Origin of the sequence: Pseudomonas sp. PDM26 (assembly GCF_019219185.1) — a bacterium.
GTDB lineage: Bacteria > Pseudomonadota > Gammaproteobacteria > Pseudomonadales > Pseudomonadaceae > Aquipseudomonas.
The window spans coordinates 40,747-59,829 of sequence record NZ_JAHUWC010000003.1 but is presented as its reverse complement, the minus strand read 5'-3'; the positions used below and the strand labels follow the sequence as shown (position 1 = coordinate 59,829).

The 19,083-nt window shown below is 60.9% G+C and carries 15 protein-coding genes; 7 read left to right on the top strand and 8 right to left on the bottom strand.

The genetic code is table 11. The features are described 5' to 3' along the window. Window positions 1-49: 49 nt before the first annotated feature. Window positions 50-1,093: a Fic family protein gene (locus KW849_RS07295; protein ID WP_218428795.1), complete on the bottom strand. Its 1,044-nt coding sequence runs from the start codon at window positions 1,091-1,093 to the stop codon at window positions 50-52. Window positions 1,094-1,161: 68 nt separating this feature from the next. Beyond that, window positions 1,162-2,937, bottom strand: a complete 1,776-nt coding sequence (locus tag KW849_RS07290; protein WP_218429126.1) for an ABC transporter transmembrane domain-containing protein — start codon at window positions 2,935-2,937, stop codon at window positions 1,162-1,164. Between the two features lie 253 nt (window positions 2,938-3,190). On the opposite strand from KW849_RS07290, the gene KW849_RS07285 reads away from it, so the two are divergent. Further along, window positions 3,191-3,370: a PA1571 family protein gene (locus KW849_RS07285; RefSeq protein WP_218428794.1), complete on the top strand. Its 180-nt coding sequence runs from the start codon at window positions 3,191-3,193 to the stop codon at window positions 3,368-3,370. Between the two features lie 78 nt (window positions 3,371-3,448). On the opposite strand, the gene pdxB is transcribed toward KW849_RS07285, so the two are convergent. Next, window positions 3,449-4,591 (bottom strand): 4-phosphoerythronate dehydrogenase PdxB, encoded by a 1,143-nt coding sequence (pdxB, locus tag KW849_RS07280; RefSeq protein ID WP_218428793.1) that lies wholly within the window; start codon window positions 4,589-4,591, stop codon window positions 3,449-3,451. Window positions 4,592-4,915: 324 nt separating this feature from the next. On the opposite strand from pdxB, the gene KW849_RS07275 reads away from it, so the two are divergent. Beyond that, window positions 4,916-6,319, top strand: coding sequence for an MATE family efflux transporter (locus KW849_RS07275; protein ID WP_218428792.1), 1,404 nt, complete (start codon window positions 4,916-4,918; stop codon window positions 6,317-6,319). Between the two features lie 38 nt (window positions 6,320-6,357). Here the strand turns inward: KW849_RS07275 and tusA are convergent, their stop codons facing one another. Together tusA and rlmM are read right to left on the bottom strand one after the other, a co-directional pair. Continuing rightward, on the bottom strand, window positions 6,358-6,609 hold the full coding sequence (gene tusA, locus KW849_RS07270) for a sulfurtransferase TusA (protein WP_007987255.1): 252 nt from the start codon (window positions 6,607-6,609) through the stop codon (window positions 6,358-6,360). Window positions 6,610-6,803: 194 nt separating this feature from the next. Next, entirely contained in the window at window positions 6,804-7,877 is a 1,074-nt protein-coding gene (gene rlmM, locus KW849_RS07265; RefSeq protein WP_057715663.1) for a 23S rRNA (cytidine(2498)-2'-O)-methyltransferase RlmM, read from the bottom strand. Between the two features lie 222 nt (window positions 7,878-8,099). On the opposite strand from rlmM, the gene acnA reads away from it, so the two are divergent. Next, window positions 8,100-10,841 (top strand): aconitate hydratase AcnA, encoded by a 2,742-nt coding sequence (gene acnA / locus KW849_RS07260; RefSeq protein ID WP_218428791.1) that lies wholly within the window; start codon window positions 8,100-8,102, stop codon window positions 10,839-10,841. Window positions 10,842-10,864: 23 nt separating this feature from the next. Here the strand turns inward: acnA and KW849_RS07255 are convergent, their stop codons facing one another. Then, entirely contained in the window at window positions 10,865-11,728 is an 864-nt protein-coding gene (locus KW849_RS07255) for a LysR substrate-binding domain-containing protein (RefSeq protein ID WP_218428790.1), read from the bottom strand. 96 nt (window positions 11,729-11,824) lie between these two features. Here KW849_RS07255 and KW849_RS07250 point away from each other — a divergent pair, with 96 nt between their 5' ends. Next, the gene (locus tag KW849_RS07250) at window positions 11,825-12,736 is read left to right on the top strand and encodes a DMT family transporter (protein ID WP_218428789.1); all 912 of its coding nucleotides are present in this window, start codon (window positions 11,825-11,827) and stop codon (window positions 12,734-12,736) included. Window positions 12,737-13,061: 325 nt separating this feature from the next. Here KW849_RS07250 and KW849_RS07245 read toward each other — a convergent pair whose 3' ends face one another. After that, a complete protein-coding gene (locus KW849_RS07245; protein ID WP_218428788.1) occupies window positions 13,062-13,772 on the bottom strand; it encodes a FadR/GntR family transcriptional regulator in 711 nt (236 codons plus the stop codon). A 281-nt stretch (window positions 13,773-14,053) separates the two neighbouring features. Here KW849_RS07245 and KW849_RS07240 point away from each other — a divergent pair, with 281 nt between their 5' ends. From KW849_RS07240 to ampC, 3 genes are all read left to right on the top strand, one after another. Next, entirely contained in the window at window positions 14,054-15,400 is a 1,347-nt protein-coding gene (locus tag KW849_RS07240; protein WP_218428787.1) for an MFS transporter, read from the top strand. Window positions 15,401-15,423: 23 nt separating this feature from the next. Then, window positions 15,424-16,767, top strand: coding sequence for a glucarate dehydratase (gene gudD, locus KW849_RS07235; RefSeq protein ID WP_218428786.1), 1,344 nt, complete (start codon window positions 15,424-15,426; stop codon window positions 16,765-16,767). A gap of 148 nt (window positions 16,768-16,915) precedes the next feature. Then, window positions 16,916-18,025, top strand: a complete 1,110-nt coding sequence (ampC, locus tag KW849_RS07230) for a class C beta-lactamase (RefSeq protein WP_371319127.1) — start codon at window positions 16,916-16,918, stop codon at window positions 18,023-18,025. A gap of 229 nt (window positions 18,026-18,254) precedes the next feature. Here ampC and KW849_RS07225 read toward each other — a convergent pair whose 3' ends face one another. Beyond that, window positions 18,255-18,602, bottom strand: coding sequence for a DUF6124 family protein (locus KW849_RS07225; RefSeq protein ID WP_218428784.1), 348 nt, complete (start codon window positions 18,600-18,602; stop codon window positions 18,255-18,257). Window positions 18,603-19,083 lie beyond the last annotated feature (481 nt).

The following is a 19,083-nucleotide window of genomic DNA, read 5'->3' as shown; positions in this document are numbered from 1 at the left end:
ATCGACCCGCAAAAAAAGCCCGCATCGCAGATGCGGGCTTTTATATTACTCAGTGTTTCTTCGCCGATTTGAGCTGCGCGAAGACCTGTTTTCCAAGCTGGGTCAGGCGATACTTTTGTGCTGGACTACTTGGCGATTCGGGGTGGGTCATCTCTATCCATTCGACCGCTAATGCCGGCCTGAGATAGTTAGCCCGAAACGTCGCCTTGTGCACCAATCCGATGTCAGCCATCAATTCGCTGATCTTTCGTGGGCCGTTAACATTCAGCACAGAAAGCAACTTCTCTACTGGGTCGGTTACTGGGTCGGTTACTGGGTCGATTTCTGGCTCACCCCTTACTGCCTCCGAAAGTGCAACGCTCATGGCTTGCAACATGAACTCTACGAAAGGCGTTGATTCGGCCAATTGATCGGCCGCCGACAATGCCGCGTAGTACGCCTCCTGCTGATCCCGAATCACCGCCTCAACCGGCAAATACGACAATGCCGGGCGCCACTGACTGAGTATCAGGGTTTGCCAAAGGCGTCCCATACGTCCGTTACCGTCTGCGAAGGGATGGATGAACTCGAACTCATAATGAAAGACGCAGCTGGTAATCAGCGGATGCCAATCCGAGGCACCCAGCCACGCCAACAAGTCGTCGATCAAGTGCAAAACGCGACTCGGCGGCGGCGCCATATGGAGCAACTTATCGCCACGATAGATACCCACGCCGGATCGACGAAACTGCCCGAAATCATCAATCAATCCGCCCATCAGCAATTCATGGGCACGCAGTAAATCGGCCCGGCTGCTTGGCCGCCAGTCAGGCATGGCTTCGTAAGCAGCAAACGCATTTCGTACTTCCTGGATTTCCCGAGGCAACCCCAGCACACGATGCCCCGCCAGAACGGCAGTCACCTGGTCGATGCTCAGCGTATTATTTTCGATGGCCAAAGAAGCCTGAATCGTTCGAATCCGATTGCCACGACGTAACTGAGGCGTCTGCAGGCGTTCGTCCATCGCCGTAAGCTGACCGATCTGCTCGCTGATATCTGCGATCAGCGACAACATTTTTGTCGTCAAGGTCAACGGTGGTTGATAACGGCTCATATCCTCATCCGGGCTCATGACAGAGGACGACATAATGCCCGAACCGGGCGTCATTCATCAGTAATCATTCATGCCGCTTCATGCCCATCACTGAACTGCAACGCCGCCAACCGCGCATACAACGCATTGCTGGCAATCAGCTCCTGATGCGTGCCCACCGCCACCAGTTTCCCCTGGTCCATCACCGCGATTCGGTCGGCGTTTTTCACCGTGGCCAGGCGATGGGCGATCACCAGGGTGGTACGGTTTTTCATCAGGCTCGGCAGCGCCTGCTGGATCAGGTGTTCACTCTGGGCGTCGAGGGCGCTGGTGGCTTCGTCGAGGAGCAGGATCGGGGCATCCACCAGCAACGCGCGGGCGATGGCCAGGCGTTGGCGCTGACCACCGGACAAACCGAGACCAGCGTCCCCCAGATGAGTCTGGTAACCGTTGGGCATGGCTTCGATAAAGTCATGGGCATAAGCGATTTTTGCCGCTTCCTGTACCTCGGCCGAAGTCGCCTTCGGACTGCCGTAGCGAATGTTTTCTTCAATGCTGCCGAAAAACAGTGCCGGGGTTTGCGACACCAGGGCGAAACAGCGACGCAGGTCCAGCGGATCGAGCTGAGTCAACGGCACGCCATCGAGCAGGATGCGCCCCTCGGTCGGGTCGTAAAAACGCAGCAGCAAGTCATACACCGTCGATTTTCCGGCCCCCGATGGCCCGACCAGCGCCAGCGTCTCACCGGCATTGACGGTCAGGTTCAACCCGTCGACGGCATAACTTTGCGGTCGCGACGGGTAGGAAAAACGCACATTTTGCAGTTGCAGTTGGCCGTCGACTCGGTCCGGCAGTGTCACCGCGCCTGCCACCGGCGGCAGGATGATGTTTTGCGAACGCAGCAACTCGGCAATCCGCTCGGCCGCGCCGGCGGCCCGCTGCAATTCGCCAATCACTTCGCTCAAGGTGCCAAACGCGCTGCCGACGATCAGGCTATAGAACACGAACGCCGCCAGCTCGCCGGCGGAAATTCGCCCGGCGATGACGTCCATGCCGCCGACCCAGAGCATCACCCCGACCGCGCCCAATACCAAGACGATCACCAGGGTAATCAGCCAGGCCCGCTGGAAGATGCGCTTGCGCGCGGTGTTGAACGCCTCCTCCACGGTCACGGCAAACCGGCGCTCGTCCTCGGCCTGATGGTTGTAGGCCTGCACGGTCTTGATCTGGCCCAGGGTTTCGGAAACATAGCTGCCGATGTCGGCAATCCGGTCCTGACTCAGGCGCGAGAGGTTACGCACCCGACGGCCGAAGATCAGGATCGGCGCGATCACCAAAGGCAAGGCCACCACCACGATGCTGGTGAGTTTGGGGTTGGTGATGAACAACAGGACGATCCCGCCGATCACCATCAATAGATTGCGCAGGAACAACGACAGCGAAGAACCGATGACCGATTGCAGCAGCGTGGTGTCGGCGGTCAGGCGGGACTGGATTTCGGAGCTGCGATTGTCTTCGTAAAACCCCGGGTGCAGGTAAATCAGATGATTGAACACGTTGCGCCGGATATCGGCGACGCAGCGTTCACCGATCCACGACACCAGGTAAAACCGCGCAAACGTACCGATTGCCAGCCCCATGACCAGCAACATGAACAGTGTGATGGACTGATTGAGCAGATGCGGTGACTGGGTCATGAACCCCTGGTCCACCAGCAGGCGAATGCCCTGCCCCATGGACAAGGTGATGCCGGCGGTGGCGATCAGCGCCAGCAAGGCGCCAAAGGCCTGCCAGCGATACGGCGCGATGAAACGACGGGCCAGGCGAACAGCACGGCGGTGACGGGCAGAGAGCATCGCAATCATCCAGGACAAAGCAGTCATTTTAGGGTCAGCCTACACCGCTCAATGGGGTGGCTCGCTGCAAATCACAATGAGTCAGGTTAATTATGTCCACCAACACTAGAGGCTAGACGCTATTGGTCTAAAGTTCGGCTAGCCACGTGCCGGCATTTCTGGTGGACTTGTGCTGTCCGCCCGGAAAGATCGCAGGGAGTTGTCATAGCCCGGTCACCTGGCGGTTCTACAGTAAGCACACAACCTGATGAGGAGACAGGCCATGTCCTTGCAACACAGCAGCGATGACAAGATTCAAGTGATCCGCACGCAACCGGACCAGTCTCTGGGTTGCTCGATTATCGACGAGCAGGGTCGCGAAGTACCGATCACTGAAAAAATGATCCAGAAAGCTTGCCGCGAACTGGAAAAGCGATTGGTCAAACCTGCCGAACAAAAGTGATATAGCCACAGTCTTCTTGACCCGGCCCATGGTTGGCCGGGTTTTTTATGTCTGCTTGATCCAACCCGCCACGGTCTATCAGATTGCCGTCGCCCCCAACGCCGCCACTATCCTCTGCAGCTCTGGCGCATCCCCCTCGATCCGCACCTGCAATCCGTCGATCTCCCGGCGCAACGGGTAATGCTTGCGCAGCCTATCGAATGCCGCACGCTGCTCGCCGACACTGCCGACCAGGCTGCGACGGAAATCCGCATCGTCACGACGCGGGTCATATACGCCACGGCACAGCATCGCCAAGGCCCAGGCCGGGTCGCTTTGCGCATTCAGGGTCACGTGCGACAGCCACGGTGCCGGCAGCAAATCGCTCAGGCTGACGCGGGCCGGTTGCCCGAGAAAATCGCAATACGCCTGATAAATCTGCGCGGTCCCCCGCTGCTTGCCGTCGAGGCTGTAACCGGCAATGTGCGGCGTTGCCAACACGCACAGCTCGGCCAGCGCCACGTCGACTTCAGGCTCGCTTTCCCACACATCGAGCACCGCTTGCAGGTCTTCGCGCTGCAGCAGCACGTCGCGCAGGGCCGCGTTGTTCACCACCGGTCCGCGACTGGCATTGATCAGCCAGGTGCCGGACTTGAGCTGATTCAGGCGTTTCTCATCGAACAAATGCCAGGTCGACAGCTGTCCCTGCCTGGTCAGCGGCGTGTGCAGGCTGATGACGTCGCACTCCTCGATGATCTGCTCGAGGCTGACGTAGTCACCGCCTTCAGCGGCCTGCCGTGGCGGATCGCACACCAGCACCTTCCAGCCCAGACCCAGCAGGACTTTGACCAATCGCCCGCCCACTTCGCCGGCACCGACTACACCGTAGGTACGCCGGGTCAGGTCGACACCTTCGATTTCGGCCAGGGTCAGCAAGCTGCCGAGCACATAGTCGACCACGCCGCGGGCATTGCAGCCCGGCGCGCTGGACCAGGTGATTCCGGCCTGCTGAAAGTAATCCAGGTCCAGATGATCGGTGCCGATGGTGCACGTACCGACAAAGCGCACCTTGCTGCCTTCGAGTAGCGCGCGATTGACGTTGGTCACCGAACGCACCAACAGCACATCGGCCTGTTCGACCGTGGCACGGTCGATGGAACGACCCGGCACCCGGCGGATTTCACCGAAGCCTTCGAAGAAGGCATCGAGCAGGGGGATATTTTCGTCGGCAACAATCAGCATGGCAGGCTCCTTTGGCGGATCGGCAGTTTAGGCGTAGATGGCCGTACTGAGCCAGTAAGCATTGCGCATTCCTTGTGGCGAGGGGGCTTGCCCCCGTCCGGCGGCGAAGCAGTCGCGAATTCAGTCTGCACGGTGCGCCTGGAAGAATGCGGTGGACGATTTTGGGGCCGCTGCGCAGCCCAACGGGGGCAAGCCCCCTCGCCACAAGGAATCGGTTCGCACTCAAATGCCGATTACAAATCCACAACACGGGTCTTTTCCTGACTGCCGCGTCAACGCGTAGAATGCGCGCCTGTGCATCAAAACCTTTTGGACGTTTCGCTATTGAATCCTGCAATCGAGAATACCGCCGCCATTGCGCCTGCGCGGACGACGCCCGTTCGCCTGGAACTCAAAGGCCTGCTCAACCTGGCCCTGCCCATCATGATCGCGCAACTGGCGACCACGGCCATGGGCTTCGTCGATGCGGTGATGGCCGGCCGCGTCAGCCCACGGGACCTGGCCTCGGTGGCCCTGGGCAACTCGATCTGGATTCCGGTCTACCTGTTGATGTCCGGCGTTTTGTTGGCAACCACCCCCAAGGTCGCGCAACGCTTTGGCGCCGGGCAGTTTGACGAAATCGGTCCGCTGGTACGCCAGGCGCTGTGGCTGGCACTGTGTGTCGGGCTGATCGGCAGTGGCCTGCTGCTCGGCGCCGAGCCGATCCTGCACTGGATGAAAGTCGATCCGCAATTGATCGAGCCAAGCATGGGTTATCTGCACGGGATCGCCTTCGGTTTGCCGGGCATGGCTTTTTATTACGTACTGCGCTGCTACAGCGATGGCATGGGGCGCACCCGCCCGAGCATGGTCATCGGCTTGTGCGGCCTGCTGCTGAACATCCCGCTGAACTACACGTTGATCTATGGCCATTTCGGCGCACCGGCCCTGGGCGGCGTCGGTTGTGGCTGGGCCAGCGGCATCGTGATGTGGTTCATGGCGTTGAGCATGGCCGGCTGGACGTTCTGGGCGCCCTTCTATTCCCGCACCCGTGTGCTGGTGCGCTTCGACCGTCCGCAATGGGCCGTGATCAAGCGCCTGGTCGGCATTGGCCTGCCGATCGGTATCGCCGTCTTCGCCGAGTCCAGCATCTTCGCGGTCATCGCGCTATTGATCGGTAGTCTCGGCTCTACCGTGGTGGCCGGGCATCAAATCGCCCTGAACATCAGCTCGTTGCTGTTCATGATTCCTTACTCGCTGGGCATGGCGGTGACCGTGAGGGTCGGTCAGGCACTGGGGGCCGGCAACCCTTGGCAGGCGCGCTTCGCGGCGAAGGTCGGGCTTGGCGCAGCACTGGTGTTCGCGGCGTTCTCGGCGAGCCTGATCCTGCTGCTGCGCGAACCCATCGCCTCGATCTACACGCCTGACAGGAACGTGATCCAGATTGCGTCGATGTTGATCGTCTACGCCGCGCTGTACCAGTTTTCCGATGCCATCCAGGTGATTTGCGCGGGCGCGTTGCGTGGATACCAGGACACCCGGGTGACGATGATCCTGACGTTGTTCGCCTATTGGGGCATCGGCCTGCCGGTCGGTTACGTGCTGGGACTGACCGATTGGTTCGGTCCGGCCAGCGGCCCGAGCGGGCTGTGGGAAGGGCTGATTGCCGGCTTGAGCTGTGCGGCGCTGATGCTGTCGATCCGCCTGACGCTCAGTGCGCGCCGGCGGATTCGCCTGAGCCAGCACTGATTACCGCATCACCGGCTGCTCCTACAGGGGGGGGCTGATCAGCCGGACTTCTTGCGAATCCAGTAGAGGTAGGTACCCGCCTCTTCGTGCTGCGCCACCAGTTCATGGTCGAGAAACACGCAGAACTTGGGAATGTCGCGACGGGTCGACGGGTCAGTGGCGATCACCTTGAGCAGACCGCCGGGCACCAGGTCACGGATGTGCTGGTGCAGCATCATCACCGGCTCGGGGCAGTTGAGGCCGGTGGCGTCGAGGGTGCCGTCTACCGGCGTATCAAGCATTTCACTCATGATTCACTCCTGAAACTGGCCGGCATTGTCGCGCATTGCCGGGTTTGTGGCGAGGGAGCTTGCTCCCGCTGGGCTGCGAAGCGGCCCTGAAGTCAGCTATTGGTTATGTCTGGCACACCACATCTACAGATTTTGCGGCGGCTTCGCCGCCGAGCGGGAGCAAGCTCCCTCGCCACAAAAGCCATGGATGGACATCAGCGGGACTTGGGCTTCTTCACATCAAGCCGGCGCAAATGGCACGTCACTTCCTCACGGTCGTGGTACAGCTGCTTGCAGCCGATCTCGACCTTGATGCCCCGTGCCTTGAAGCCATCGGCAATGCGCTCGAGCAAACGCTTCACTTCGGCATAGCGCTGTTTCATCGGCAGCTTGAGGTTGACCACCGCCTCGCGGCAATGGCCATCGCCGATCCACTCTTCCAGCATCGCGGCGTTGCGTGCCGGCTTCTCGACGATGTCGCAGACCATCCAGTCCACCGGTTGCTTGGGCTTGAAGGTGAAACCGTCGGCCATCAAGTGCTGCACCAACCCCGTGTCCATCAGGCTTTCGGCCATCGGACCGTTGTCGATGGCGGTCACCAGCATGCCGCGGTTGACCAGTTGCCAGGTCCAGCCACCGGGAGCGGCCCCGAGGTCGACGCCGGTCATATCGCCGTGCAGGCGCTCGTCCCACTGGTCGCGCGGGATGAAGTGGTGCCAGGCCTCTTCCAGCTTGAGGGTCGAACGGCTCGGCGCTTCGCGTGGAAACTTCAGGCGCGGAATGCCCATTGGCCACATGGCCGAGTTGTTCGACTCGGCCAGGCCCATGAACACTTCGCGGCCGCTTTTGAAGGTCAGCAACAGGCGCGGCTTGTGCGCGTCTTCCACCAGCTTGCCGGCGGCCATCAGCGCCTTGCGCAGGTGCACTTCGAATTTCTTGCAGAAGTTCGACAGCTCCTTGCCGTCATTGGTGTCGACCATTTCCAGCCACAGGCTGCCGCACAGCGGAAAGTCCGCCATGTGCGCGAGGATCACGCTGATGCGGTCGGTTTCCGGCAGATCGATGAAAATCCCCCGGGCCCACTGGCGCGGGAAGATCAGCTCGGCGAAGCGCTGCCCGCGCATCAGGCGCTCGGCGCCGTCTTCTTCGGTGCAGACGAATTCGGCGCAAGCCGTCGCGGCCTTGGCCTTGGCATAACCGGCCACGTTCAACCGCGCGGCGAGGTCGGAAATCTCGGAACAGACTTCGCCTTCGAAGCCCGGCCGGCAATGCATGAATAGGGTGTTCATTCTTACTCCTGGGCAATGGCGAGGAATTTCGGCCACTGCGCGATGCCCAGGCTTGCGTTGGAGCAAAGCCTGTCACGAAAACCGGCGCATGATAGCTGACTTCGGAACCTGGGGTCTGTCCATAGAGTCCAGTTATTAGCCAGCTACTTAAAACAGGGCTAGGTTTAATGTTCTGCCCGTCCCCTCAGTCCGTAACCGTGCGGACTCAAAGGAGTGATCGTAATGCCGTCCCTCGATAGCCTGAAAACGCTCAAGACCCTGCAAGTCGGCAACAAGACCTACCACTACTTCAGCCTGCCGCAAGCTGCCAAAAGCCTGGGCGACCTGGACAAGTTGCCGATGTCGTTGAAAGTCCTGCTGGAAAACCTGCTGCGCTGGGAAGACGAAAAAACCGTCACCGGCGCCGACCTCAAGGCACTGGCCGCGTGGCTCAAGGAGCGTCGCTCCGAGCGCGAAATCCAGTACCGCCCGGCGCGGGTCTTGATGCAAGACTTCACTGGCGTTCCCGCCGTGGTCGACCTGGCCGCGATGCGTGCGGCGATGGCCAGGGCCGGCGGCAATCCACAGCGGATCAACCCGCTGTCGCCGGTAGACCTGGTGATCGACCACTCGGTGATGGTCGACAAGTTCGCCAGCAGCAGCGCCTTCGAGCAAAACGTCGACATTGAAATGCAGCGCAATGGCGAGCGTTATGCGTTCCTGCGCTGGGGCCAGAGTGCCTTTGACAATTTCAGCGTAGTACCACCGGGCACCGGGATCTGCCACCAGGTCAATCTTGAATACCTCGGTCGCACGGTCTGGACCAAGGACGAGGACGGCCGCACCTATGCCTTCCCCGATACGTTGGTCGGCACCGACTCCCACACCACCATGATCAACGGCCTCGGCGTGCTCGGCTGGGGCGTCGGCGGTATCGAGGCGGAAGCGGCGATGCTCGGGCAACCGGTGTCGATGCTGATTCCGGAGGTCATCGGTTTCAAACTCACCGGCAAGCTCAAGGAAGGCATCACCGCCACCGACCTGGTGCTGACCGTGACCCAGATGCTGCGCAAGAAAGGTGTGGTGGGCAAATTCGTCGAGTTCTATGGCGATGGCCTCGCCGACCTGCCGCTGGCCGACCGCGCGACCATCGCCAACATGGCCCCGGAATACGGCGCCACCTGCGGTTTCTTCCCGGTGGACGACATCACGCTGGAATACCTGCGCCTGTCCGGCCGCCCCCTGGAAACGGTGCAACTGGTCGAGGCCTACAGCAAGGCCCAGGGCCTGTGGCGCCTGCCTGGCCAGGAGCCGGTGTTCACCGACAGCCTGGCGCTGGACATGGGCCGCGTCGAAGCCAGCCTCGCAGGGCCGAAACGCCCGCAGGACAGGGTATCGCTGCCGAATGTTGCCCAAGCCTTCAGCGACTTCGTCGACCTGCAATTCAAACCCACCAGCAAGGAAGAAGGCCGCCTGGAAAGCGAGGGTGGCGGCGGCGTCGCCGTTGGCAACGCCGATCTGGCCGGCGAAGCGGATTACCACTACGAAGGCCAGACCTATCGCCTGAAAAACGGCGCGGTGGTGATTGCCGCGATCACCTCCTGCACCAACACTTCCAACCCGAGCGTGATGATGGCGGCTGGGCTGCTGGCGAAGAAGGCCGTGGAAAAAGGCCTGAAACGCAAACCCTGGGTGAAGAGTTCGCTGGCCCCCGGCTCGAAAGTGGTCACCGACTACTATAAGGCGGCCGGTTTGACCCATTACCTCGATGAATTGGGCTTCGCCCTGGTCGGCTATGGCTGCACCACCTGCATCGGCAACTCCGGGCCGCTGCCAGAGCCCATCGAAAAAGCCATCCAGCAAGCCGACCTCACGGTGGCATCGGTGCTCTCAGGCAATCGCAACTTCGAAGGCCGGGTGCATCCGCTGGTGAAAACCAACTGGCTGGCCTCCCCGCCGCTGGTAGTCGCCTACGCGCTGGCGGGCACGGTGCGCACCGATCTCAGCCGCGAGCCGTTGGGCGAAGACAAGGACGGCAAACCGGTTTACCTGCGGGACATCTGGCCAAGCAGCAAAGAAATTGCCGACGCGGTGAACCAGGTCAACACCGCGATGTTCCACAAGGAATACGCCGAAGTGTTTGCCGGAGACGCGCAATGGCAGGCGATCAAGGTTCCGCAGGCGGCGACTTATGTCTGGCAGGACGACTCGACTTACATCCAGCACCCACCGTTCTTCGACGACATCGGCGGCCCGCCGCCAGTGGTCAAGGATGTCAACGGCGCCAGGGTCCTCGCACTGCTCGGCGACTCGGTGACCACCGACCACATTTCCCCGGCCGGCAACATCAAGGCCGATAGCCCGGCAGGGCAATACCTGCGCGACAAAGGCGTGGAGCCACGGGACTTCAACTCCTACGGCTCGCGGCGCGGCAACCATGAAGTGATGATGCGCGGCACCTTCGCCAACATCCGCATACGCAACGAAATGCTCGGCGGCGAGGAAGGCGGCAACACCCGCTACATTCCCACCGGGGAAAAAATGCCGATCTACGACGCCGCCATGCGCTATCAGGCTTCGGGCACGCCGCTGGTGGTGATCGCCGGCCAGGAATACGGCACCGGATCGAGCCGCGACTGGGCGGCCAAGGGCACCAATCTGCTGGGGGTGAAAGCGGTCATCGCCGAAAGCTTCGAGCGGATTCACCGCTCCAATCTGGTGGGTATGGGCGTGCTGCCGTTGCAGTTCAAGCTGGATCAGAACCGCAAGAGCCTGAAGCTCAAAGGCAGTGAAACCCTGGACATCCTCGGTTTGACCGGCGTCGAGCTGACGCCACGGATGAACCTGTCGCTGGTCATCACCCGTGAAGACGGCAGCCAGGAAAAGGTCGAGGTGCTGTGCCGGATCGATACGCTCAATGAAGTGGAATACTTCAAGTCGGGAGGGATTTTGCATTACGTGTTGCGGCAGTTGATTGCCTCATAACGGCTCGCTCCCACGCGTGCAAATCAGGCAAACTCCTCGCGCAGCATCGCCACGAACGCCTCGCGCGCCGGGTGCACCCCGGCGTTTTCGTGCCAGTAAAACAGGTTGTCGACGGCGGTCAGTTCGGGGAATTCAAACCCCGCACACCCGGCACCTTTGGCGTACTGGTCGAACACGCCTTTGGGCACCAGTGCCACCCCGGCCCCAGCGCTGACGCAACCGACAATCGCGCCATAACTGGCCAGGCTGACAATCGGCAGTGCCTGCCCCTGTCGCAGCAACCAATGCTCCAGCGCCGCCCGGTACGGACAGCCCTGTGGCCACATGAATACGGTCTGGTCCCGCAAGTCGCTGATGTCCCGCAGCGGCCCCAGGGAGGTTGAGGCGATCAGCAATAAATCCTCGCGGTACATCGGCGTGCGCTTGAGGTGCGAACGCTCGACATCCACCGCCACGATGGCGCCGTCGAGCTTGTGATTGAGTGTGTCGTCGAGCAACTGCCCCCAGGAGCCGGTGGTCAGCTCCAGCGCCACCTGCGGAAAACGCTTGTGGAATTTCGCCAGCAGACGCGGCAAACGCCCAGTGGCCGACGACTCGATGGCCCCGATGCGCAAGGGGCCGGAGGGTTCGGCCGACGGGTCGAGCGCACGCTTGGCCTCGGCGGTGAGGGCAAGAATTTTCGAGGCGTAGGCCAGGAAGGTTTGCCCCGACGGGCTGATGCGCAGCCCTCGACCCTCACGCAGAAACAGCGCGACGCCGAGCTCGACCTCCAGAGCCTTGATCCGTGCCGTGATGTTCGACGGCACGCAATGCAGCACTTCGGCCGCGCGGGCGATGCTGCCGACGTCGGCCACGGTCTTGAACATGCGAATCTGTGCCAGCTCCATACATCACCCATAGTGAACGGTTTGAGCATTATAAGTCAGTTGTGGAGAACGATGCGCTTTCTGATACTCGGTGCATCCGCCCACAGGTGCACGACCATGACGCCGCTCACTCCCTCCCCCGTTTCACCCTGGAAAATCATCCTGGCCATGGCGTTTGTCGTGGCGTGCTGGGGGTATTCCCCGACCGGCATCCATATCGGCCTGCAGGCCTACGACCCCGTGCACCTGGCGCTCCTGCGCTTTCTGCTGGCCTCCGTGTTCATGGCGGTGATCGCGATACTCAAGGGTATCCGCCTGCCCAGCCTGCGCGATCTGCCGCTGATGTTCGGCCTGGGTTTCTTTGCCGTGAGCCTGCACCACGTGGCGATCAACTTTGGCCAGCAAGGTGTCAGCGCTGGGGCTTCGAGCGTCCTGGCCCAGACCACGCCGCTGTTCAGCACATTGATCGCGCGTTTCGTGTTCAAGGATCAGGTGAGCCTGTGGCGCTGGGGTTGTGTGCTGCTCGGGTTGTCTGGCGTGCTGATTGTGGTGGCCGGCGATCATGGCCTGGGCAGCCTCGACGCCCACGGCTTGCTGATCCTGTTGGCGGCGGTGTCCTGGAGCCTCTACTTTGCCCTGCAAAAGCATCACACCGGGCGTTACGACGGGCTGACGCTGGTGTGTTACACGGTGTGGTCCGGGACGGTGTTGTTGTTGATTTATCTGCCCGGCCTGATGGATCAAATCGCGATTGCGCCGCTGCCTGTGCAGTTCGCCGTGTTGGCACTGGGGATTTTCCCCAGTGCCCTGGCGTACCTGGCCTGGGCCTATGTGCTGGCGCATGTCGACTTGAGCCGGGCGACGATGACGCTGTACCTGACGCCGCCGACGGCGATGGTCATTGCTTCTTATGCGCTTGGCGAACGGCCGACGCTGATGATTGTGGTCGGTGGGCTGGTGGTGTTGGCGAGTGTGCTGGCGTTGAATCTGGAGCGGCGGGTTGTGGTTGTTCAAGCTGTCAGGGTCTGATTCTAATGCCGATCAGTTAAGGGATCGACCAGCGCTGATTAACCTGTGGCGAGGGAGCTTGCTCCCGCTGGACTGCGCAGCAGGCCCATTTGTTGGGGCCGCTTCGCTGCCCAGCGGGAGCAAGCTCCCTCGCCACGGGTTCAGTGCCTCCGGCTTAACTGATCGGCATTAGGGTCTGATCCAGTTTTTCGCTGTCAGGACCGGCGCTATCGCGAGCAAGCTCGCTCCTACAGGGTCTTATGTTTGCCGCGGTTCTTGAGCACGACTCAGAACCTGTGGGAGCGTGGCTTGCCCGCGATGAACGATGACTCGGAATCACTGACCATCAACTGGCCGAAAACCGGTCGCGACTGTTAGTCAGGTGCAGCCACATCGCCGCCCGCGCCGCGTCCGGGTCCTGGCGCTTGATGGCGTTGAGGATCGCCTCGTGCTCAAGGTTGGCCAACTGGCCGAGCTTGCTCAGGTCCACCGCGCCGCGCTCGGCGGCATTGACCCGGGTGCGCGGGATCATCGCACTGCCCAAGTGCTGCATGATCTCGGTGAAGCACAGGTTGCCGGTGGCTTCGGCGATCAGCAGATGAAAACGCCGGTCGGCTTCGACACAGCTGTCGTTGTTGGCCAGCAGGCGTTGATAGTCATCCAGCGCTTCACGCATCTGCGCCAGTTGCAGATCGGTGCGGCGCGTTGCCGCCAGCGCCGCCGCCTGGGTTTCCAGGCCCATGCGCAACTCCAGAATGCTGCGCACCCCCAACGCCGTATCGACATTCAGCCGCAGCCCCTGCTCCGGTGCGCGCTCGATCACGAACGTGCCAATGCCGTGCCGGGTTTCCACCAGCCCCGAGGCCTGCAACTTCGAGATGGCCTCACGCACCACCGTGCGACTGACCCCGTGCTCCTGAACGATGGTGTTTTCCGACGGCAACTTGTCGCCGGGCAACATCTGGCCGAGCAGGATGCGCTGGGTCAGTTTTTCGACCAGATCATGGGCCAGGTTGTGAGTGCGCTTGCGGGCAGGCGCGTCGAGGTCTTCTTGCATGGAGATATCCGGAACACAGGGCTATCGAATCGTAGCACCGCGCCTGGTGGGAATCCTGTAAAAATTTCACCCAGCTTGTATGACAACACTCAACAAAACGCCCATATCGAGTCATTTCGATAGTCAGCCAGCAGCGCCATCAGAATAAGAATTTGCTGAATAAGCGCCATTTCATTGAACAAACGGGGTTGCACGAAGAAAAAATCTAGTTGTATGATGTCTAGCAACATCGCAACACCCAGCCCTACCCCGCATAAAAATAACGAGTGGGAGAAAACGCAGTGAATACATCCATCTCCGCGATGCACGACGACGCCAATTCAGCGCTGAAGTCCGCCATCGCCAAAGTCAAACGTCACGTCCTGCCGCTGTTCGTCATCATGTTCATCGTCAATTACATCGATCGCGTGAACATCGGCTTCGTCCGCGCCCACATGGAACACGACCTGGGTATTGGCGCTGCCGCCTATGGCCTCGGTGCAGGCCTGTTCTTCATCGGTTATGCACTGTTCGAAGTGCCCTCCAACATCCTTCTGCAGAAAGTCGGCGCACGTATCTGGCTGACGCGGATCATGCTGACCTGGGGCCTGGTCGCCGCAGGCATGGCGTTCATCCAGAACGAAACCCACTTCTACATCCTGCGTTTTCTGCTGGGCGTGGCCGAAGCCGGGTTCTTTCCCGGGGTGATCTACTACTTCACCCGCTGGTTGCCCGGCGTGGAGCGTGGCAAGGCGATTGCGATTTTCCTCAGCGGCTCGGCGATTGCCTCGCTGATCTCCGGCCCGCTGTCCGGGCTACTCCTGCAAATCAGCGGCCTGGGCATGCACGGCTGGCAGTGGATGTACTTCATCGAGGGCATGTTTTCGGTGGGGTTGTGCGTGTTTGTCTGGTTCTGGCTGGACTCCAGACCCCATGACGCCAAATGGCTGAGCCGCGAGGAACAGGACGCGCTGGTCAAGGCCATCGACGACGAACAGCTGGCCCGGGAAGCGGCGACGCCGATCAAGCCGTCACTGGGCAAGTTGCTCAAGGATCGCCAGATCATCCTGTTCTGCCTGATCTACTTCTTTATCCAGCTGACCATCTACGCCGCTACGTTCTGGCTGCCGAGCATCATCAAGAAGATGGGCGACCTGAGCGACATCCAGGTCGGGCTGTTCAACTCGATTCCGTGGTTGCTGTCGATTGTCGGCATGTATGCCTTCGCGTCCCTGTCGGCCAAATGGAAACACCAGCAAGCCTGGGTTGCTGCCGCCCTGCTGATCGCCGCTGCCGGGATGTTCATGTCCACCACCGGCGGGCCAGTGTTCGCTTTCGTTGCGATCTGCTTTGCCGCACTGGGCTTCAAATCGGCCTCGTCACTGTTCTGGCCGATTCCCCAGGCCTACCTGGATGCGCGCATTGCCGCCGGCGTCATCGCGCTGATCAACTCGGTGGGCAACCTCGGTGGCTTCGTTGCGCCGACCACCTTCGGCCTGCTCGAAGCAAACACCGGTTCGATTCAGGGCGGGCTGTACGGCCTGGCCGCGACCTCGATCATCGCCGCCATCATCGTGTTTGCCGCCCGCAACACACCGAAACCCGCACCCGCCGTGGCGCAGAGCAAAGCTGCACCCAACCACGCCTGAATTCAGCTTTTAAGGATTGGAAAATGAACCCACAAGACACCGCAAAAGCCCCGGTCATCACCAGCATGCAAGTGGTTCCGGTCGCCGGCCACGATGGCATGCTGCTCAACCTGAGCGGCGCCCATGGGCCGTTCTTCACTCGTAACATCGTGATCCTCAAGGACAACGCCGGCCACACCGGCGTCGGCGAAGTACCGGGGGGCGAGCGCATTCGCCAGACCCTCGAAGACGCACGCAGCCTGGTGGTCGGCAGCCCGATTGGCACTTACCAGAAGATCCTCAATCAGGTGCGCCAGACCTTCGCCGACCGCGATGCCGGTGGGCGCGGTTTGCAGACCTTCGACCTGCGCATCACCATCCATGCGGTCACTGGCCTTGAAGCCGCATTGCTCGATTTGCTCGGCCAGCATCTGGACGTGCCGGTAGCCGCCCTGCTCGGCGAAGGCCAGCAACGCGATGAAGTGAAAATGCTCGGCTATCTGTTTTATGTCGGTGATCGCAATGAAACCGACCTCGCCTACCGCAGCGAACCGGACGCCGACAACGACTGGTTCCGCGTACGACACGAGAAAGCCATGACCGCCGATGCGGTGGTGCGCCTGGCCGAGGCGGCCCATGCCCGTTACGGCTTCAAGGACTTCAAGCTCAAGGGCGGCGTGCTCAGCGGCGACGCGGAAATCGAAGCGGTCACCGCCCTCGCCGAACGCTTCCCCGATGCGCGCATCACCCTCGACCCGAATGGTGCCTGGTCACTGAAAGAAGCCATCCGCCTGTGCCGCGATCAGCACCGCGTGCTGGCCTACGCCGAAGACCCGTGCGGGGCGGAAAACGGTTACTCGGGACGCGAAGTCATGGCCGAATTCCGCCGCGCCACGGGCCTGAAAACCGCGACCAACATGATCGCCACCGACTGGCGTGAGATGGGCCACGCGATCCAGTTGCAGTCGGTCGACATTCCCCTGGCCGACCCGCACTTCTGGACCCTGCAAGGCTCGGTGCGCGTGGCGCAGATGTGCCACGAATGGGGCCTGACCTGGGGTTCGCACTCCAACAACCACTTCGATATTTCCCTGGCGATGTTCACCCATGTCGCAGCGGCCGCACCGGGCGAAATCACCGCCATCGACACCCACTGGATCTGGCAGGACGGCCAGCGCCTGACCAAGGCTCCGCTGCAAATCGTCGACGGCTGCGTGCAGGTGCCGCAGAAACCGGGGCTGGGGGTCGAGCTGGACATGGATCAGGTCGCCAAAGCTCATGAACTGTACAAAGGCATGGGCCTGGGGGCGCGGGATGACAGCGTGGCGATGCAGTTTTTGATTCCGGACTGGAAGTTCGATAACAAGCGGCCGTGCCTGGTGCGTTGAATCGACGGTTGCGCACCTTGTAACAATAAATCCGACCCACCTGTGGGCGGTCGGATTTAAAAACAGGGTTTTCCCCCTAGAATGGCGCGCACCTGAATCAACGACGGATGCAACCAACATGGACAGGCTGAAAACCATCGCCGCTTGCATGGCGCTATTCGCCGCGGGCCAGTGCGTGGCGCAGGATCAAATCGAGACAGTGGTGAACGCCGCTGTACAACCGGTGATGCAAGCCCAGGGCATTCAGGGCATGGCCGTGGCAGTCACCTTCAAAGGCCAGGCGCATTACTTCAACTATGGCGTCGCCTCGAAAGAAACCGGCAACCCTGTCACGCAAGACACCCTGTTCGAGATCGGCTCCGTCAGCAAGACCTTCACCGCCACCCTCGCCGCTTACGCCCAGGCCACCGGCAAGCTGTCGCTGTCGGACAAGGCCAGCCAGGTCCTGCCGGCCTTGCGCGGCAGCGCGTTCGACCACATCAGCGTGCTGCAACTGGGCACCTACAGCGCTGGCGGCTTGCCACTGCAATTCCCTGCCGAGTCTGATTCGGCCGACACAATGCTCGGCTACTACCAACAATGGAAACCGCTCTACACCCCCGGCAGCCACCGACTGTATTCAAACCCCAGTCTTGGCCTGTTCGGCTACCTCGCCGCGCAAAGCATGGGCCAGCCGTTCGATGAGCTGATGGAGAAAACCCTGCTGCCGAAACTCGGCTTGCAGCATACCTATGTGCACGTGCCGCAGGATCAGATGGCGCTGTACGCCCAAGGCTACAACAGGGACGGCAAACCGGTACGGGTCACTCCGGGGGCGCTGGATTCCGAGGCGTACGGGGTGAAAACCAGCGCCGCGGACTTGCTGCGCTATGTCGGCGCGAACATGAAGCCGGCGTCCCTGGAAAAACCGTTGCAGCAAGCCATCGCCCTGACTCATAGCGGTTACTACACCGTGGGCGATATGACCCAGGGCCTCGGTTGGGAGATGTACCGCTACCCGATCACACTGGATCGCCTGCTGGACGGCAACTCCACGCCGATGGCCATGGAGGCGCACAAGGCCCAATGGCTGAACCCGCCGCAGGCGCAGCCGCAGAGCGTGCTGATCAACAAGACCGGTTCAACCGGGGGCTTTGGTGCTTACGTGGCGTACGTGCCATCGAAGGACATCGGCATTGTGATGCTGGCCAACAAGAATTACCCCAATGCGGAGCGGGTGAAGATCGCTCATCAGATATTGAGTACCCTGACTCAATAAGCCTTGCTGCCTTGTCCATAGACAACGGCGACCTCTAGAGGTTAATGCCGATCAGTTAAGCCGAGACACCGAACCTGTGGCGAGGGAGCTTGCTCCCGCTGGACTGCGCAGCAGGCCCATTTGTTGGGGCCGCTTCGCTGCCCAGCGGGAGCAAGCTCCCTCGCCACAGGTTAATCAGCGCTGGTCGATCCCTTAACTGACTGGCATTAACCTCTAGAGGTTGCCTTTTTTACTTGATCGGCACACCTTCGGACGGATCGACATTGTCCAGCGCGCGGTTCACCAACAATTCACCCACCACTGCCAATTGCTGAATCGACAGCGCCACATTGCGGTTGGAGCTTTCCAGGTTACAGGCCAGATCGGTGACCAGCACGTTCAGGGACGCGAGGGTTTCACAGGCGTGGCACAGCAGCGTTGGGGTGTCGACGTTTGGGAGGATGGTGAAGATGTGGCTGACCGGGTCGGCGTGTTTGGGGTTGCGCAAGCGAGCGCTGACGGCGGGTTCGGTGAGGTCGGAGAGTGGGACATCTGAGTCGGATGGGGATTGCGGGGGATTCGGACTTAGCTTTTTCATGAAGAAGTACCATTGGGGATTGTTGAGAAAACTACCCATCTCACTTCCACATGAGGGTGGCAGCTGTACGCAGGTGTGGAAGTCCAGGTCAATCCACCAAAACCCGGTGCACTCGAAAATGCTCCCGCGCACAGCCGCCAAAACGCGGCGATGTTGACATAAAAAATGTCGACTTGCGCACTAGGGGCATTGGTAGATGGCTTGAACCAACGGACTTCCACATCCGACCGCTGATTTGCAGCGGCTGAAGAAGGTTATCGATACGGCCCAATGGGCGCCAGTTCACGGGGTGCGCCACGTCATGCAGGAAATTTCCGACGCAACTGAAGTCCTTTGCCTACGCTCGATTTTCTGAGTATCCAGTTACAAATACCTTTTTGCTCATGACCGTTGTGATGCAGGTAAAACCGTTGTATCTAATGGACCTCCCAAGCCTGCGAACGGCATCGGATCAATCCGGGGCCGGGAATGACATAATGCG

What these genes read in the sequence shown, in the direction of transcription:
- KW849_RS07295 (WP_218428795.1), bottom strand. Translation starts at nt 1,093, where the DNA reads ATGAGCCGTTATCAACCACCGTTGACCTTGACGACAAAAATGTTGTCG.
- KW849_RS07290 (WP_218429126.1), bottom strand. Translation starts at nt 2,937, where the DNA reads ATGATTGCGATGCTCTCTGCCCGTCACCGCCGTGCTGTTCGCCTGGCC.
- KW849_RS07285 (WP_218428794.1), top strand. Translation starts at nt 3,191, where the DNA reads ATGTCCTTGCAACACAGCAGCGATGACAAGATTCAAGTGATCCGCACG.
- pdxB (WP_218428793.1), bottom strand. Translation starts at nt 4,591, where the DNA reads ATGCTGATTGTTGCCGACGAAAATATCCCCCTGCTCGATGCCTTCTTC.
- tusA (WP_007987255.1), bottom strand. Translation starts at nt 6,609, where the DNA reads ATGAGTGAAATGCTTGATACGCCGGTAGACGGCACCCTCGACGCCACC.
- rlmM (WP_057715663.1), bottom strand. Translation starts at nt 7,877, where the DNA reads ATGAACACCCTATTCATGCATTGCCGGCCGGGCTTCGAAGGCGAAGTC.
- acnA (WP_218428791.1), top strand. Translation starts at nt 8,100, where the DNA reads ATGCCGTCCCTCGATAGCCTGAAAACGCTCAAGACCCTGCAAGTCGGC.
- KW849_RS07255 (WP_218428790.1), bottom strand. Translation starts at nt 11,728, where the DNA reads ATGGAGCTGGCACAGATTCGCATGTTCAAGACCGTGGCCGACGTCGGC.
- KW849_RS07250 (WP_218428789.1), top strand. Translation starts at nt 11,825, where the DNA reads ATGACGCCGCTCACTCCCTCCCCCGTTTCACCCTGGAAAATCATCCTG.
- KW849_RS07245 (WP_218428788.1), bottom strand. Translation starts at nt 13,772, where the DNA reads ATGCAAGAAGACCTCGACGCGCCTGCCCGCAAGCGCACTCACAACCTG.
- gudD (WP_218428786.1), top strand. Translation starts at nt 15,424, where the DNA reads ATGAACCCACAAGACACCGCAAAAGCCCCGGTCATCACCAGCATGCAA.
- ampC (WP_371319127.1), top strand. Translation starts at nt 16,916, where the DNA reads ATGGCGCTATTCGCCGCGGGCCAGTGCGTGGCGCAGGATCAAATCGAG.
- KW849_RS07225 (WP_218428784.1), bottom strand. Translation starts at nt 18,602, where the DNA reads ATGAAAAAGCTAAGTCCGAATCCCCCGCAATCCCCATCCGACTCAGAT.